Consider the following 15,167-nt stretch of genomic DNA (forward strand, 5'->3'; position numbering starts at 1 on the left):
AATGCTTAAAACTTTTATAGAAAGGCCGGTACTCTCTACCGTAATTTCAATACTTATAACTATTTTGGGTGTACTCGGGCTTATGGCATTGCCTGTAGAGCAATACCCCGAAATCGCGCCGCCTACAGTACAGGTAAACGCCACGTACACAGGGGCAAACGCAACTACCGTACTTAACTCTGTTGTTATTCCGCTTGAAGAAGAAATAAACGGGGTGGAGGGTATGACCTACATGACATCAACCGCAGCAAATGACGGTACGGCATCTATCTCGGTATTCTTTGAGCTTGGTGTAAACCCTGATATCGCTGCCGTAAACGTACAAAACAGGGTATCACGTGCTACCAGCAAATTGCCTCAGGCTGTTATTCAAACAGGTGTAACAACACTAAAAAGCCAGACAAGTGCACTGATGTTCCTGTCGCTTTATTCAAAAAACAAAGAATATGACGGAACATTTGTGCAGAACTATGCCAAGATTAACCTGGTGCCGAAACTGCAAAGGGTTAAAGGCGTAGGACAGGTAAACGTATTTGGTGGTAAAGATTACTCAATGCGTATATGGATTGACCCGGCTAAAATGGCGGCATATAACATCGCGCCAAGTGATATACAGGCAGCGCTTCAAGAACAGAACGTAGAGGCTGCACCGGGAAAATTCGGTGAAAATGCAAAAGGTATCTATGAATATGTGATTAAATACAAAGGTCGCCTGAGCAAGGTTGAAGAGTATGAGAATATCGTAATAAAATCAACCGGAAACGGCAATTTCCTTCACCTGAAAGATGTGGCAAAGATTGAGCTCGGCGCATTCAACTATGGGCAAAAGAATTACGGTATGGGTAATGATGGTGTGGCCATTGGTATTTTCCAGACATCTGGCTCAAACGCCAACGATATCATTGATGAAGTAATGTCAATCCTGGAAGAAGCAAAACCGGGCTTTCCTGAAGGTATTGAGTATGTAGTGCCATTTAATACTAAGACATTCCTTGATGCGTCGATAGATAAGGTTATATCAACGCTTATCGAAGCATTCCTGCTCGTATTCGTGGTGGTGTACCTGTTCCTTCAGGATCTTCGTTCTACACTTGTTCCGGCCATTGCCGTTCCGGTTGCAATTGTGGGTACATTCTTCTTCCTGAACATTTTCGGGTTCTCCATAAACCTGCTTACACTTTTTGCGATGATCCTTGCTATCGGTATTGTTGTGGATGACGCTATTGTTGTGGTCGAAGCCGTACACGCCAAGCTGGATGAGGGCGCAAAATCAGGTAAGGAAGCAACGCTCTCTGCCATGAGCGAAATTACGGGTGCCATTGTTTCGATAACACTTGTTATGGCTGCGGTTTTTATTCCTGTATCGTTCCTTACAGGGCCTTCAGGGGTGTTTTACCAACAGTTTGCCATCACACTGGCGGTTGCTATCCTTATTTCGGCAGTAAACGCTTTAACGCTGAGCCCTGCGCTTTGTGCGCTGTTCCTGAAACCGCATAATGCAGAACATCACCATAAGAAGAAAAACCTGAAAGAACGTTTCTTTACGGCATTTAATGCCGGTTTCGATTCCATGAATAACAAGTACAGCCGCTCACTGGGCTTCCTTGTCCGCAAAAAATGGATAACTGCGCTTGCCCTCGTGGTTTTTGCAGGCATCACATGGCTATTGTTCAGCACTACCCCGGCAGGTTTCATACCGAATGAAGACAGGGGTATCATCATGGCAGATATTACCATGCCGCCGGGTACAACGCTTGAAAAAACTGAAAAGACTGTAAAACAGCTTGACTCAGTACTTGCATCAATGCCAACCGTTGAAGCGCGTATGAACATTGTGGGCTTCAGCCTTCTGAACAGGGTAAACGGCGGTGCATATGCCTTTACGGTAATCAGGCTTAAAGACTGGAAAGAGCGTAAAGAAGCCAACCAAAGTGTTGATGCTATTGTGGGCGAACTTTTTGGCCGCACAGCAGGATTTAAGGATGCCAAGATGCTGTTCTTTACCCCGCCGAGCGTACAGGGCTTTGGTACGGCTGACGGTTTTGAGTTTAAGATACAGGACAAAGGTGATGACGACTGGGCAACCGTAAGTAAAGTGAGCAACGAGTTTCTTGCCGAGCTTGCCAAAAGGCCCGAAGTGCAATATGCCATGACCAACTTTAACCCTAACTTCCCGCAGTACCAGATGGACATTAACGTGGAGAGAGCAAAAGATGCAGGCGTGTCGGTTAGTGATATTTTCAATACTATGCAGGGCTATTACGGCGGATTGTATACTACTGACTTTAACCGTTTTGGTAAGCAGTACCGGGTGATGATACAGGCAGAAGCCAATGAGAGAGCTGATGAACAATCCATCAACAAGATATATGTGCGCAACGCATCAAACCAGATGATACCTATAAGCCAGTTTATCGATTTCAAGAGGATATATGGTCCTGAAGCAGTATCAAGGTTTAACATGCTGAAAGCCGTGAACGTGAACGGTAAGGCAAACCCGGGCTTCAGCTCAGGTGATGCTATCAAGGCCATACAGGAAGTTGCCGAGCAGCACCTGCCTAAATCTTATACCTATGAATTCTCGGGTATGACCCGTGAAGAAATCATAGCGGGAGACCAGGCAATGGGCGTATTCCTTCTAAGTTTGATATTCGTGTACTTCCTGTTGAGCGCGCAGTATGAAAGTTACCTTGTACCATTTGCGGTAATCCTTTCTCTTCCCGTAGGTATTGCAGGTGCTATCGGATTTGTGAAGCTCATGGGGCTTGAAAACAACATATACTTCCAGGTAGCGCTTATCATGCTTATAGGGCTCCTCGCCAAGAATGCCATCCTTATCGTAGAGTTTGCCATGCAGCGGCGCAAGCACGGCATGAGCCTGTATGAGTCGGCAATTGAAGGTGCAAGAGCACGTTTGCGCCCAATTTTAATGACCTCATTCGCCTTTATCTTCGGCCTTCTTCCGCTGGCATTGGCAAGTGGTGTAGGCGCCGTAGGTAACCGCTCAATAGGTATGGGCGCCGTAGGCGGGATGCTTATAGGGACGATATTCGGGGTGTTTGTAATCCCGGTATTGTTCGTCATCTTCAAGGCATTACAGGAAAGGATATCGGGTAAACCTGAAACACAACAACCGGAAAATACTGTAGCATAACATGAAACAGAATATATATAAAATATTGGGTATGGCAGCCATAGCGCTGTTTGCCCAAAGCTGCTTCACAGCAAAAGAATATACAAGGCCTGAGGTAAAGGCGGAAAACCTGTACCGCGAACAGGCTGTAGCGCAGGATAGCGCATCACTGGCCGACATTAGCTGGGACAAACTGTTTACCGACCCGATTTTGCAGCAGCACATCAGTACAGGCCTGCAAAAGAATTTTGACATCCGTATCGCGATGCAGAACATAACTATTGCCAATAGCAGCCTGAGGCAGGCAAAGGCGGCCTACTTCCCTACTGTAAATGCCGGAGCCGACTGGACACACCAGGAACTGTCTAAAAACAGCCAGCTGGGAGCGCTTTTCAGCAGTGCATCCGGTGGCGGCAGGGTAAATGTTGATCAATACCAGCTAACCGCCACATTGGGTTGGGAAGCTGACATATGGGGGCGCATACGCAGTGGGAAGCGCGCGGCAAATGCAGCATACCTGCAAAGCATTGCAGCCAACCAGGCAGTAAAGACAGAGGTAATCACCAACATTGCTGCGGCCTATTACCAGCTGCTTTCGCTTGATGCACAGCTGAAAGTTACAGAGGCTACCCTTGTAAACCGCAACGAAAGCGTAGATGCGATAAAGGCTTTGAAAGATGCCGGTACCGTGAATGAAGTAGGCGTAAAGCAAACCGAAGCGCAGAAGTATGCTACTGAAATTATCATTGAAGACCTGAAGAACAATATCACGCTGATGGAAAACTACATCAGTATACTTACAGGTGAATCGCCGCACGCTATTGCACGCAGTACTTTTGACGCACAGGTCCCTAACCCGGAGATTAAGACAGGCTTTTCTGCTTCATTGCTTAAAAACAGGCCAGATGTTGTAGCTGCCGAATATGAGATGATAAACAGGTTTGAACTAAAGAACGTAGCCCGCGCCGCATTTTACCCAACGTTAAGGCTTACAGCCACAGGTGGTTTGCAGACAATTGACATCAAAGAATGGTTCAGCGTGAACTCAATATTTGCCAATATAGTTACAGGTATTGCCCAGCCAATATTTAACCAAAGGCAGATACGCACACGTTATGAAATTGCCGAAGCTGAGCGCATGCAGGCTTACATACAGTTTGAGCAGGCGCTTGTAAATGCAGGCCGTGAGGTGAGCGATGCTTTGGCTAACTATAACAATGAGACAAAGAAAATTACCATACGTGAAAACCAGGTTGATGCCCTTAAAAAAGCAGCAGGCTATAGCGATGAATTACTTACTTACGGTATGGTAAATTATCTTGAAGTACTTGTAGCTAAAGATGATGCCCTTAATGCCGAACTGAGCCTTATTGATAACAGGTACAGGCAGTTTGAAGCAATCATCAACCTTTATAAAGCCTTAGGCGGCGGCTGGAGATAAAAGTTAGTTTAAGATTACTTGTTTGTTCGTGAAAACCACATTTGCAGTGATGCAGGTGTAGATGTTAGATAAATAGTTTAGTCGCAGTTATAGTTTACAGGCCGCTACTGCCCTGCTTCTGTAACTGCGACTTTTTTTATCTTTGAACCATGAAAGCAATATTCTACCTCAAAACCTGCGACACCTGCCGTAAGATACTGGCCCAACTTCCGAACACAGAAAATTTTAAGCTTCGGGAAATCAAATCCCAACCTATGACTGAAGCTGAACTTACCGAAATGCACCGGCTCGCCGGCAGCTACGAAGCACTGTTTAGCAGGAAGGCAACGCTGTATAAAGAGCGCGGGCTTAAAGACAAGGCGCTTACCGAAAATGATTATAGAAACCTGATCCTGGAACACTATACCTTTTTGAGCCGCCCTGTTATTGTTGATGGTGATTCAATTTTCATCGGTAATAATAAAAAAGTGGTTGAGGCGGCTGTTGAGCATCTGCAACAAAATACTGCGTAACAGTCCGTTTCTTTTTTCACTAACTTTGCAGCCTTAATATTTTTGCATGATACAGTCTATGACAGGGTTTGGCAAAGCATCACTGCAGCTACCCAATAAAAAAATAACTGTCGAAATAAAATCGCTCAACAGCAAAGGGCTTGACCTGAGTGTCCGCATGCCGTCGGCTTTCCGCGAGATGGAGCTTGGCCTGCGCAACCGCATTGCTCAAAAACTGGAGCGCGGCAAGGTTGACTTTTCCCTTTTTGTGGAAGTTACCGGCGAAGAGACATCATCAAAAATAAATGTGCCGATAGTAAAGGCTTACATCAACCAAATGAAGGAGGTAATTGCCGATGCGGATGAAACGGAACTGATGAAAATGGCGGTACGTATGCCTGATGCCCTTAAAACAGAGCGTGATGAAATTGATATTGACGACTGGAAAGAGATTGAAAAAGTGATTGACCAGGCGCTTGAGAACATTCATAACTTCCGCGTGACAGAAGGTGTTGCGCTGGAGAAAGAATTTTTGCTGCGTATTTCATCTATACTCTCGCTGATGAATGAAACCGTAGCGCTTGACGGTGAACGTATACAGACCGTGAAGGACAGGCTGCACAACGCCATTGAGGAGCTAAAGGTGAACGTAGATGAAAACCGTTTTGAGCAGGAGCTTATCTATTATCTTGAAAAGATGGATATTACTGAAGAGAAAGTCCGTCTTGAAAACCACCTTAACTATTTTATAGAAACCCTTGCAGGAACCGAGGCCAACGGGCGTAAGCTGGGCTTCATTACCCAGGAAATGGGGCGCGAAATAAACACCATGGGTTCTAAAAGCAACCACGCCAAGATGCAGAAGCTGGTGGTACAGATGAAAGATGAGCTCGAAAAAATAAAAGAACAAGTGCTTAACGTTTTATAGTTTACGGTTTACTGTTTATAGTTGCCTACTTAACTACAAACCAACAACAACAAACAATACAAAAACACAACAACACAACTAAATGAACGGCAAACTTATAGTATTCTCGGCGCCATCGGGTTCGGGAAAAACAACCATAGTACGGCATTTGCTGGCACAACCCGAACTTAATCTTGAATTTTCGGTATCGGCTGCCACTCGTGAAGCAAGAGGAACTGAAGAGCATGGCAAGGACTACTACTTCATGTCTATCGAAGAATTTAAAAAACACATAAAAGCGGAAGATTTTGTGGAATGGGAAGAAGTGTACCGCGACAATTTTTATGGTACGCTAAAAAGCGAGGTTGAACGTATTTGGGCGCAGGGCAAGAATGTGATTTTTGATATTGATGTTGCCGGGGGCCTGCGCATCAAGAAAAATTCCCTGAAGAAACGTTGGCTGTGTTTGTAAAGCCGCCAAGCATTGATGAGCTGAAGATTCGCCTTAAGAACCGCAGCACAGAAAGCGATGATAAGATAAATATGCGCATCGCAAAAGCATCGGTAGAGATGGCTACAGCGCCGCAGTTTGATACCATCATCAAGAATTATGACCTTGAGACGGCCAAGCAGGAAGCGTATGAACTGGTAAAAACATTCGTAAGCAAATAGCACGATGAAAATCGGATTGTACTTCGGCACGTTTAACCCCATTCATATTGGCCACCTTGCTATTGCTAACCACATGGCAGAGTTTTCGGGACTTGACCAGATATGGCTGGTAGTTACGCCGCACAATCCGCTTAAAAAGAAAAGCACGCTGCTTGATGACCACCACCGCCTGCAGATGGTTCACCTGGCTACGGAAGATTACCCAAAGCTAAAGCCAAGCGACATAGAGTTTAAACTGCCGCAGCCTAACTATACAGTGAATACGCTGGCAAATCTTCAGGAGAAATTCCCGCAGCATGAATACGCTTTGATAATGGGCGAAGACAACCTGAACTCATTGCATAAATGGAAAAATTATGAGCACATCCTTCAGAACCATAAAATTTATGTTTACCCGCGTGTAAATACTGAAGTGATTGACGAACATATCGCGGCCCATAACTCAATTAACAGGGTTGATGCGCCGATTATGGAAATTTCGTCAACCTTTATCCGTGACTGTGTAAAAGCCGGAAAAAACATCCGCCCGCTGCTGCCTGAAAAAGTGTGGCAATACCTGGAGCATAACCTTTTCTACAGGAAATAAATTTCAGATTAACACTACTTTACAATTTCAGCCCGGCGCATTCAGTATCTTTGGTAAAGATAAAAGGCATTGAGGAAGATTCCCAATGCCTTTTAAAAACACCAAAAACAAAAATTTTAACTAACCTGAATGTAATCGTATGTGGAATTGATTCATAACTACAACGGTGATTTTACAGTTAAAGTATGTGCCGGTGAAAAATTAACATTTGTTGCAGTATATGGTGTGATTGATTGCCATTCTTACAATTTTAAGTACTTTTGGACTTCAAAAAACCGGATAGAACGACATGAACGAAACTCCTAAGTTCGCAGTGATAGGCGGCGGAAGCTGGGCAACGGCAATCGCTAAAATGCTGTGTGTAAATGTACCTGAAATTGCATGGTACATGAGGAATAATGATGCCATTGAACATATAAAGCTGCAAAAGCACAACCCCAATTACCTGAGCTCTGTTGAATTTGACACTAAAAAGCTGAGGCTTACAAGCGACCTGAATGAAGCCGTAGCCTATGCTGACTATATCATCTTTGCAATACCATCAGCATTTTTAAGCGGTGAGCTCGAGAAACTTACTGCAAGCCTTGACGGTAAGATAATTTTTTCGGCAATAAAAGGCATAGTGCCCGAAACCAGCCTGATTGTGGGTGAGCATTTTCATGAGAGGTATGACATCCCGTATGATAATATCGGCGTAATAACCGGCCCATGCCACGCAGAAGAGGTTGCCCTTGAAAAGCTTAGCTATCTTACCATTGCCTGCGGTAATGAGAAAAAGGCAAAGATTATGGGTAAGCACCTCAACAGTTATTACATACGCACTAAGATTACTGATGATATTGTAGGTACAGAATATGCTGCCATGCTTAAGAATATCTATGCCATTGCAGCGGGTATTGCACACGGCCTTGGCTATGGTGATAATTTCCAGGCGCTACTTATGAGCAATGCCATACGCGAGATGAAGAAGTTTATAAGAAAAGTGCATAAGATGAAGCGTAACATCAACAACTCTGCCTATCTGGGCGATTTGCTGGTGACGGGTTATTCTGTATTCTCACGCAACAGGATGTTTGGCAATATGATTGGCAAAGGCTATACCGTTAAATCTGCCATGATGGAGATGAGTATGGTGGCTGAAGGCTACTATGCCACCAAAAGCGCCTATAAGCTCAACAAAGAGTATGGCGCTAAAACGCCAATAATAGACGCTGTACACGATGTACTTTATGAAGGCAAAGATGCAAAATCAGTATTCAGCAAACTAACCGAAAAACTGGACTAATACTATGGACCACCTTATAAACCACCCGGGCGTACTGCTTGCTTTTGGCATTATAGTTATTGTAATGCTACTGCTGGACCTTGGTGTGTTTAACAAGCACAGCCATGTGGTTTCAAACAAAGAAGCCCTTGCCTGGAGTGTGGTCTGGATATCGCTGGCAATGATTTTCAGCGGGGTAATTTATTATTTTTTGGGCTTTGAACAATTTACTCAATTCCAAAGCGCCTATTGGATAGAAAAGGCGCTGTCTGTAGATAACCTCTTTGTGTTCATTCTTGTTTTTGGGTTTTTTAATGTCCCGAAGCATCTGCACCATAAGGTATTATTTTGGGGAATTATTGGTGCACTGCTGTTCCGTGCCATATTTATTTTTACAGGGGTTGAGCTTATCAACATGACCTACCTGCCAACGATGAATATCTTCGGATATAATGTGCGCATTAATGCTGTACTATCAATATTCGGGCTTTTCCTTGTATTTGCGGGTATAAAATCGTGGTTTGCCAATGACGATGACGACGAGGAAAAAGATTTCTCTAAGAGCCCGGGAGCACGCCTCATTTATAAATTTTTCAAGGTTACCAAGAATTATGAAGGCAGCCGCTTTTTTATAAAAATTAATGGTGAACTCATGGCAACGCCTTTGCTTGTGGTTGTCGCTGTAATTGAGTTTACCGACCTGATTTTTGCTGTTGACTCTATACCCGCAATTTTTGCTATAGCGCCAAACGACCCTTTCATACTTTACACCTCCAACATATTTGCCATACTTGGCCTAAGGGCGTTGTATTTCCTGCTGGCTAATTTTATGCATATGTTCAGCAGGCTAAAGTATGGCCTTGCCATTATCCTTGCATTTATAGGTATAAAGATGCTCATAAACCCGTTTTACCACATTTCTTCACCAACTTCACTAATAGTTGTAGGCGGAGTTTTATTGCTTGCCGTGGCTGCGTCACTGCTATTCCCTGAAAAGCAGAAACAATAAATTTCTATGTTTTTTCACTGCCATGCAACCTTTTTGGCTTTGCATGCGTCTACCTTATATCAATCACAATCAAAAACACTTTCCGCCGGGAGTAATCAACCCATCAAAGCGGAATCAGCATTAAAAAAGCCAACCTTATCAGTTGGCTTTTTTGTCTGTTTTAGGTATTATTTCACCAATATACCATCTTTAAAGATAACCGGGATTTCAGTTACATTACCTTCGCTAATCGTTCCTGCTTTAAAGATAAAGTTCTTGTCATAAAGCGTATTCCCTTTAAAGAATGTCACCATGAAACTGTTATCAAGCGCCAGTACACTCTCTTCAATCATTTCAATCTTTACAGCTGTCTCGGGCAAAACTTCTACAAATGCATGGCGCAGCATGCTGGTTTTGCGTTCTTCACCATTAAGGATTCCTGATGCGTTTGATACCACTATAACCGTCTCCAGCTTTTCATAACTGTCATTTATCAGGTAGGCATACCATGTCTTTTCCATGAAATCATCATTCCATTCCTGAAGGGCAGCTACATAAACATTTTCGACTTTTGGGATTATTATATCTTTTTTCATTTTCTTTGTTTTAAACTTTAAACATAGCTAAACCTAAATAAAGATTTACAATGAAACTACCGCATATTTTATGCATTGCTGCAATAACATTGCTAACAGCCTGCAAAAATGAGGAAAAATCGGGCGGCAGCCAAACAACTGATGCTGATGCAACAACATTTGCTGATACTACCGAAACAGCTAATACAACCGCACCGGTAAAAAAACCTGCAATACCTATAGTAAAGACAGCCTCATGGCACGGTAAATATTCCGGTGTATTGCCCTGTGGCGATTGCAAAGGCATCTTTACCCTTATAACAGTAAGTGGCGACAACACCTATAAGCTTATTTCTAAAAGGGTTGGAAAAGGCGAAAAAGAAGCTGTATATGACGGGACTTACCATTTTGACAGCGCCAAAAACATGATCACTCTTGATGCTGAAGGCGACCACCTTAAATTCGAAGTGAAAGACGGTATGCTTATAAAGCGTGATAAATTTGGCAATCCTGAGCAAGGTGGTGAGGAAGCACGGTACTACCTCCGCCCCATTAAATAAAAAAATCCCGGTTAATGCCGGGATTCGTTTTTATATGCTTGATTTGAACTGTTCCAGAAAGCGGACATCATTTTCATAAAACATCCTGATATCGCCAATTTGGTAGAGTAGCATAGCAATACGCTCAATACCCATACCAAAGGCAAAGCCATTATATTTTGTGGCATCTATTCCGCAGTTGGTGAGTACGTTAGGGTCTACCATGCCGCAACCCATGATTTCAAGCCAGCCGGTGCCTTTCGTTATACGGTAGTCGGTTTCAGTCTTGAGTCCCCAGTATACATCTACCTCAGCACTTGGCTCGGTAAAAGGGAAGTATGAAGGGCGCAGGCGTATCTTGCTCTTGCCGAACATCTCCTTAGTGAAGTATTGCAGCGTCTGCTTAAGGTCGGCAAACGATACATCTTTATCTATATATAACCCTTCAATCTGGTGGAAGATGCAGTGCGAGCGTGACGATATTGCTTCGTTACGAAACACACGCCCCGGCGAAATAGTCCTGATAGGCGGTTTGTTATTCTCCATATAGCGCACCTGTACTGATGATGTATGCGTACGCAGCAACACATCAGGATTTGTCTGGATGAAGAACGTGTCCTGCATATCGCGCGCAGGGTGGTATTCTGGCAGGTTAAGCGCAGTGAAGTTATGCCAGTCATCTTCAATCTCAGGCCCTTCGCTTACGTTGAAACCAATATTTGAGAAAATGTCGACAATCTGGTTCTTAACGATAGATATCGGGTGGCGCGACCCTACCTGAAAGGGTTCTCCCGGGCGGGTAAGATCGCCGTAAACACCTTTACTTTCTTCCTTGTTTTCAAGGGCTTCCTGTATGGCATTAACCTTATCCTGCGCCGCATTTTTAAGCGTGTTAATAACCTGCCCAAACTCCTTTTTCTGGTCGTTCGGTACATTCTTAAACTCCGCAAAAAACTCATTTAGCAGGCCTTTCTTCCCAAGGAATTTTATCCTGAAGGCTTCAAGTTCTTCTTTAGATGTACCATTAAACGCTTCGGCTTCGGCAATATATTCCTTTATCTTATCTATCATTTCTTCTTATGGTAAAGTGGTGCAAATTTAGCGATTTCGCTTTGCAAATGCATCAAAAAATTGTTGCAGCGTCTTATTTTATCAGTCCTTTTTCAAGGAAGTAATTCACGATGGCATCCTTCATCAGCACGCTTTGTTCACCGGCCTTAAGCGGTGGCAGTTCTTCTTTTACCGTGTAATGCGGCCAGCCGTCTTCATCAAAAAAATCGAAGGTATAGTAGCCATAGGGTTCCAGTAGCCTGCAAATGGCTATGTGCATCAGGTTTACCTTTTCGTCTTTCTTGAATTTACGGTTGAATTTTCCCAGTTCCTGCACGCCTATAAGATAAATTATGGCATCAAGGTCAAGCGTGTCACCATCGGCAAAACGGTCAGATAATATAGTAACAAGCTGCTCCCAGCGTTCTTTCAGTTGTTCGTCTCTTGACATTTGTCTTGTTTAAGCCTGCAAAGATACAACTTGAAATTTAACGGCTGTTGCCTACCTTTGCGCCATGACTGGTATCGATATCATTTTGGGCGGACTCCTTGCTTACGGCTGCGTAAAAGGCCTTTGGAAAGGTTTGGTTAGCGAACTTGCAGGCGTTGTCTCACTTTTGCTGGGCATCTTCATCGCGATAAAATTCTCAGGTTTTGTGGGGAGTATGTTCAGCGGAAACATTAATGAAAATCCCAGGCATGCTGCCATCGTAGCATTTATCATAACATTTGTGGCTGTTGTAATAGGTGTTTCAATTTTATCAAAAATCGTTACAAAACTGGCTGATTTTTCAGGATTAGGATTGGTAAACCGGTTGCTTGGCGGGCTGTTCGGCGGCATTAAAATGGTATTGATGCTTAGCGTGATATTGCACTTTTTCCTGAAGATTAACAGCAATCACACATTTGCCGAACAGGAAACGCTGGACAATTCGCTTTTCTTTAACCCGATTTTGAAAGTTTCGAACCTGATCTTCCCAACTTTGGAAGAATGGTTTGGGGAGTTAAAAAAGTAAGCTACCTCAAAAACCGCAGCGCAGTACTTTCAATCCATCCTTGCCTGTTGTCAGCAAGGCGTATTTTGCACCAATCCATTCCTTGGTCTTCAACCTGTACTTTTGTGCCTTCGTGCAGGGTAAAGGCATCTTCGGACTCGGTATCGGGATCAGTCTTCACAGCGACAGTTTTGCTGAAGACTATAGCAGGGCTGTCATCCATCGCTGCTGAATATAAAAATGCTGCTGAGGCGATGCTTATGATAAACAATACTACCGACAGACACAGCCCTGCAAAAAACAAGCGCTTATGTTTTTCCTTTTTCAGAAGATAATAACCCGCAAAGCCGATAAGCGACAAGAATGCAAATGTTACCGCGGCCCAAGCCCATGAGTCGTAATGATAGCCACCTGCCCAGCTTTCTACCAATCCGCTAAGGCCGGGTTTTGGTAAGGGCGTGATTTTATCCACCAGCTTCTGTTGCGCAAAATCAAGATTATTTTTTACATCGGCATTGTCAGGGTCAAGAATCAGGGCTTTCTCATAGTTGTAAATAGCAGGCGCGAGTTCGTTAAGCTTATAATACGCATTGCCTAAATTGTAATACAGTTCCGGCGACTCCTTTTTTGCGGCAATGATAATGCCGTAGCCCATCACAGCCTCTTTATATTTGCCTGCTGCATATTGCTTATTGGCCATCTCAAAAACATCACGCTCATTATTTGACGGGATCTCTCTTACTTGAGCAAAGGAAACTGAACTTATCAAGAGCAATATGTATAGCAACGTCTTCATTTTACAGCTGTTTTTCAAGTGAGTTCATTACTGTCCCCGCCAGATCATAATCCTGCTGCATGGCCGCATCGGTTGATGGCGCATAACGTGCAAACTCGCAGTTATTCATAATCATCAGGAAGTTATCAATAGTACCTGCATCTACATTTTTAGACGCCAGCAGCTCACGGATATTCTGTTTGCTCATATCGGCAGTTTCAATGCTTAGCTTAGCCCGAAGGAAATTGTGCAATGCACGCTCCAGCGCGATGTAAAACAGCTCCTTGCTGCCAATGTTTGCTTTTGCATCGCCAAGATATTTCTTCGCAAGTTTGCTCGTCTGCTTTTTCCTGTTGCCTTCGATATCGCTGTCAATTTCTTCTTTTCTGCGGCGAGCTATGATGATTACCGGAATCAAAGTAAACGGCAATACCATTAACACGTAAAACAACACCGACCCAAAGAAGTCTTCGCTATCCATCCTGCTGAAACGCGTATCCGTTGCATTGGCCCTGAACTGTGGTTTGTTACTTTCAGCCGAAGCAGCTGCAGCCAAGTCTTCTGCGGAAGCGTCGCTCAATACATTTACCGTAAACTCTCCTGACGTTATGGTTTTGTAGCTGCCTGTTGCCGGGTCAAAATAGCTGAAAGAAATGGGCGCAATAGTATACCTGCCTTTCTTCTGTGCGATGATGCTGTATTTATCGGTAATTCTTCCCTGCATGCCGGAAAGCGGAACATCAACCTCTTCGGTATGCGCCGGGTCATATGCTTCAAGGCCCTCCGGAACAATTGCCTTCGGCAGCTGGAAAAGTTTCAGGTTGCCACGCCCTTCTGAGGATAATGTCAGCTCAATGGCCTGCCCTCCTGAAACGGTAGTTTTAGACGGTACAACCTTAAAATCAAAGCTGCCGACAGCTCCCGTAAAGCTCGCTGGCCTGCCAGCGTCAGGCAGTGCTTTTACATTGATGATTTTCTTATCGGCACGAAGTATCTTTTTCTCCTGCCGTACAATCGGGTCGCCAAAGAAATCTACCTGTCCGGTTGGGACGTCCAGAATTATCTCCAGAGAAAGCGGGTCAATCTCTAATGCGCCGCTCTTTTGCGGGTACAGGACTGTAGGCATCAGTTCTACATAGTTGTACTCCTGCCCTTTGTATATTCCGCCGGTGTGTACGCGGGTATAGTCGCTCTCCAATCGCTGGCTCCAGAAGTCGTTATATTTTGGTGTCTCTGCAATGGAATAATTCCGTACATCCGCCTGGTAACCTACGTATAGCCTGTACACCACGCTCACTGCTTCATTCACGTACGGGTTGGTCTTATTCACTACTGCCACAAGGTACAAGCCTGCGCCGGTTTCGGGCTCAACAACAGGCACCGATGGCGCAGCATCTGTCACCGTGACCTTAAATGGCGCTGTTTTATAACGCTTGTTGTCTATCTCTACAAATGCCGAACCTATAGTAAACGTACCCTTCTTCCTGGGTTGAAGGATAAACGTGTATATCTTGCTGTACGAATGCTTGTTGTTAACCCAATAGTTCCTAATGTTGATCATAGGTCCCGAAGCATCAAACCCCGTGAATGACGGTGCCACAAAATCATCACCGTCACCATTCATGGTAAAGTCTATACGCAGGCGCTCATCAAGGCCAAGAGTGGTCTTGTCAGGTTCAGCCGTAAACTGAACCTGGGCGTACAACCCCTGCACAAATAATACTATCAGTAATAAAAAACGTTTCATTGCT

Annotated in this window: 14 protein-coding genes and 1 pseudogene; 10 read left to right on the top strand and 5 right to left on the bottom strand. The window is 44.2% G+C overall.

Annotated features, from left to right (window positions below; translation table 11 throughout):
• Window position 1: 1 nt before the first annotated feature.
• The 8 genes and pseudogenes from LRS05_RS02475 (at window position 2) to LRS05_RS02510 (ending at window position 9,503) form a co-directional block, all read left to right on the top strand.
• Complete coding sequence (locus LRS05_RS02475; protein WP_257866871.1) at window positions 2-3,154, top strand: efflux RND transporter permease subunit; 3,153 nt, start codon at window positions 2-4, stop codon at window positions 3,152-3,154.
• 1 nt (window position 3,155) lies between these two features.
• The gene (locus LRS05_RS02480; RefSeq protein ID WP_257866872.1) at window positions 3,156-4,574 is read left to right on the top strand and encodes an efflux transporter outer membrane subunit; all 1,419 of its coding nucleotides are present in this window, start codon (window positions 3,156-3,158) and stop codon (window positions 4,572-4,574) included.
• A 149-nt stretch (window positions 4,575-4,723) separates the two neighbouring features.
• On the top strand, window positions 4,724-5,086 hold the full coding sequence (locus LRS05_RS02485) for an arsenate reductase family protein (RefSeq protein ID WP_257866873.1): 363 nt from the start codon (window positions 4,724-4,726) through the stop codon (window positions 5,084-5,086).
• A 46-nt stretch (window positions 5,087-5,132) separates the two neighbouring features.
• Entirely contained in the window at window positions 5,133-5,993 is an 861-nt protein-coding gene (locus tag LRS05_RS02490; RefSeq protein ID WP_257866874.1) for a YicC/YloC family endoribonuclease, read from the top strand.
• An 82-nt stretch (window positions 5,994-6,075) separates the two neighbouring features.
• Window positions 6,076-6,644 (top strand): annotated as a pseudogene (gene gmk, locus LRS05_RS02495) (guanylate kinase).
• Window positions 6,645-6,648: 4 nt separating this feature from the next.
• Window positions 6,649-7,230, top strand: a complete 582-nt coding sequence (nadD, locus tag LRS05_RS02500; protein ID WP_257866875.1) for a nicotinate (nicotinamide) nucleotide adenylyltransferase — start codon at window positions 6,649-6,651, stop codon at window positions 7,228-7,230.
• Between the two features lie 289 nt (window positions 7,231-7,519).
• Window positions 7,520-8,515, top strand: a complete 996-nt coding sequence (locus LRS05_RS02505; protein WP_257866876.1) for an NAD(P)H-dependent glycerol-3-phosphate dehydrogenase — start codon at window positions 7,520-7,522, stop codon at window positions 8,513-8,515.
• 4 nt (window positions 8,516-8,519) lie between these two features.
• Window positions 8,520-9,503 carry a TerC/Alx family metal homeostasis membrane protein gene (locus tag LRS05_RS02510; RefSeq protein WP_257866877.1) on the top strand — a complete coding sequence of 328 codons (984 nt, stop codon included), beginning with the start codon at window positions 8,520-8,522 and terminating at the stop codon, window positions 9,501-9,503.
• A gap of 167 nt (window positions 9,504-9,670) precedes the next feature.
• On the opposite strand, the gene LRS05_RS02515 is transcribed toward LRS05_RS02510, so the two are convergent.
• The gene (locus LRS05_RS02515; RefSeq protein ID WP_257866878.1) at window positions 9,671-10,078 is read right to left on the bottom strand and encodes a hypothetical protein; all 408 of its coding nucleotides are present in this window, start codon (window positions 10,076-10,078) and stop codon (window positions 9,671-9,673) included.
• Window positions 10,079-10,128: 50 nt separating this feature from the next.
• Here LRS05_RS02515 and LRS05_RS02520 point away from each other — a divergent pair, with 50 nt between their 5' ends.
• Window positions 10,129-10,617 carry a copper resistance protein NlpE gene (locus LRS05_RS02520; protein WP_257866879.1) on the top strand — a complete coding sequence of 163 codons (489 nt, stop codon included), beginning with the start codon at window positions 10,129-10,131 and terminating at the stop codon, window positions 10,615-10,617.
• A 30-nt stretch (window positions 10,618-10,647) separates the two neighbouring features.
• On the opposite strand, the gene pheS is transcribed toward LRS05_RS02520, so the two are convergent.
• Entirely contained in the window at window positions 10,648-11,667 is a 1,020-nt protein-coding gene (pheS, locus tag LRS05_RS02525) for a phenylalanine--tRNA ligase subunit alpha (RefSeq protein ID WP_257866880.1), read from the bottom strand.
• A 73-nt stretch (window positions 11,668-11,740) separates the two neighbouring features.
• Window positions 11,741-12,097: a hypothetical protein gene (locus LRS05_RS02530; RefSeq protein ID WP_257866881.1), complete on the bottom strand. Its 357-nt coding sequence runs from the start codon at window positions 12,095-12,097 to the stop codon at window positions 11,741-11,743.
• Window positions 12,098-12,161: 64 nt separating this feature from the next.
• Here LRS05_RS02530 and LRS05_RS02535 point away from each other — a divergent pair, with 64 nt between their 5' ends.
• Complete coding sequence (locus LRS05_RS02535; protein WP_257866882.1) at window positions 12,162-12,662, top strand: CvpA family protein; 501 nt, start codon at window positions 12,162-12,164, stop codon at window positions 12,660-12,662.
• A gap of 1 nt (window position 12,663) precedes the next feature.
• Here LRS05_RS02535 and LRS05_RS02540 read toward each other — a convergent pair whose 3' ends face one another.
• Complete coding sequence (locus LRS05_RS02540; RefSeq protein ID WP_257866883.1) at window positions 12,664-13,437, bottom strand: SH3 domain-containing protein; 774 nt, start codon at window positions 13,435-13,437, stop codon at window positions 12,664-12,666.
• Window position 13,438: 1 nt separating this feature from the next.
• Window positions 13,439-15,163: a BatD family protein gene (locus tag LRS05_RS02545; RefSeq protein WP_257866884.1), complete on the bottom strand. Its 1,725-nt coding sequence runs from the start codon at window positions 15,161-15,163 to the stop codon at window positions 13,439-13,441.
• Between the last annotated feature and the right edge of the window lie 4 nt (window positions 15,164-15,167).

Origin of the sequence: Flavobacterium sp. J372 (assembly GCF_024699965.1) — a bacterium.
Lineage (GTDB): Bacteria > Bacteroidota > Bacteroidia > Flavobacteriales > Flavobacteriaceae > Flavobacterium.

What these genes read in the sequence shown, in the direction of transcription:
- LRS05_RS02490 (WP_257866874.1), top strand. Translation starts at nt 5,133, where the DNA reads ATGATACAGTCTATGACAGGGTTTGGCAAAGCATCACTGCAGCTACCC.
- LRS05_RS02530 (WP_257866881.1), bottom strand. Translation starts at nt 12,097, where the DNA reads ATGTCAAGAGACGAACAACTGAAAGAACGCTGGGAGCAGCTTGTTACT.
- LRS05_RS02540 (WP_257866883.1), bottom strand. Translation starts at nt 13,437, where the DNA reads ATGAAGACGTTGCTATACATATTGCTCTTGATAAGTTCAGTTTCCTTT.
- LRS05_RS02535 (WP_257866882.1), top strand. Translation starts at nt 12,162, where the DNA reads ATGACTGGTATCGATATCATTTTGGGCGGACTCCTTGCTTACGGCTGC.
- LRS05_RS02520 (WP_257866879.1), top strand. Translation starts at nt 10,129, where the DNA reads ATGAAACTACCGCATATTTTATGCATTGCTGCAATAACATTGCTAACA.
- LRS05_RS02510 (WP_257866877.1), top strand. Translation starts at nt 8,520, where the DNA reads ATGGACCACCTTATAAACCACCCGGGCGTACTGCTTGCTTTTGGCATT.
- nadD (WP_257866875.1), top strand. Translation starts at nt 6,649, where the DNA reads ATGAAAATCGGATTGTACTTCGGCACGTTTAACCCCATTCATATTGGC.
- pheS (WP_257866880.1), bottom strand. Translation starts at nt 11,667, where the DNA reads ATGATAGATAAGATAAAGGAATATATTGCCGAAGCCGAAGCGTTTAAT.
- LRS05_RS02475 (WP_257866871.1), top strand. Translation starts at nt 2, where the DNA reads ATGCTTAAAACTTTTATAGAAAGGCCGGTACTCTCTACCGTAATTTCA.
- LRS05_RS02485 (WP_257866873.1), top strand. Translation starts at nt 4,724, where the DNA reads ATGAAAGCAATATTCTACCTCAAAACCTGCGACACCTGCCGTAAGATA.
- LRS05_RS02515 (WP_257866878.1), bottom strand. Translation starts at nt 10,078, where the DNA reads ATGAAAAAAGATATAATAATCCCAAAAGTCGAAAATGTTTATGTAGCT.
- LRS05_RS02480 (WP_257866872.1), top strand. Translation starts at nt 3,156, where the DNA reads ATGAAACAGAATATATATAAAATATTGGGTATGGCAGCCATAGCGCTG.
- LRS05_RS02545 (WP_257866884.1), bottom strand. Translation starts at nt 15,163, where the DNA reads ATGAAACGTTTTTTATTACTGATAGTATTATTTGTGCAGGGGTTGTAC.
- LRS05_RS02505 (WP_257866876.1), top strand. Translation starts at nt 7,520, where the DNA reads ATGAACGAAACTCCTAAGTTCGCAGTGATAGGCGGCGGAAGCTGGGCA.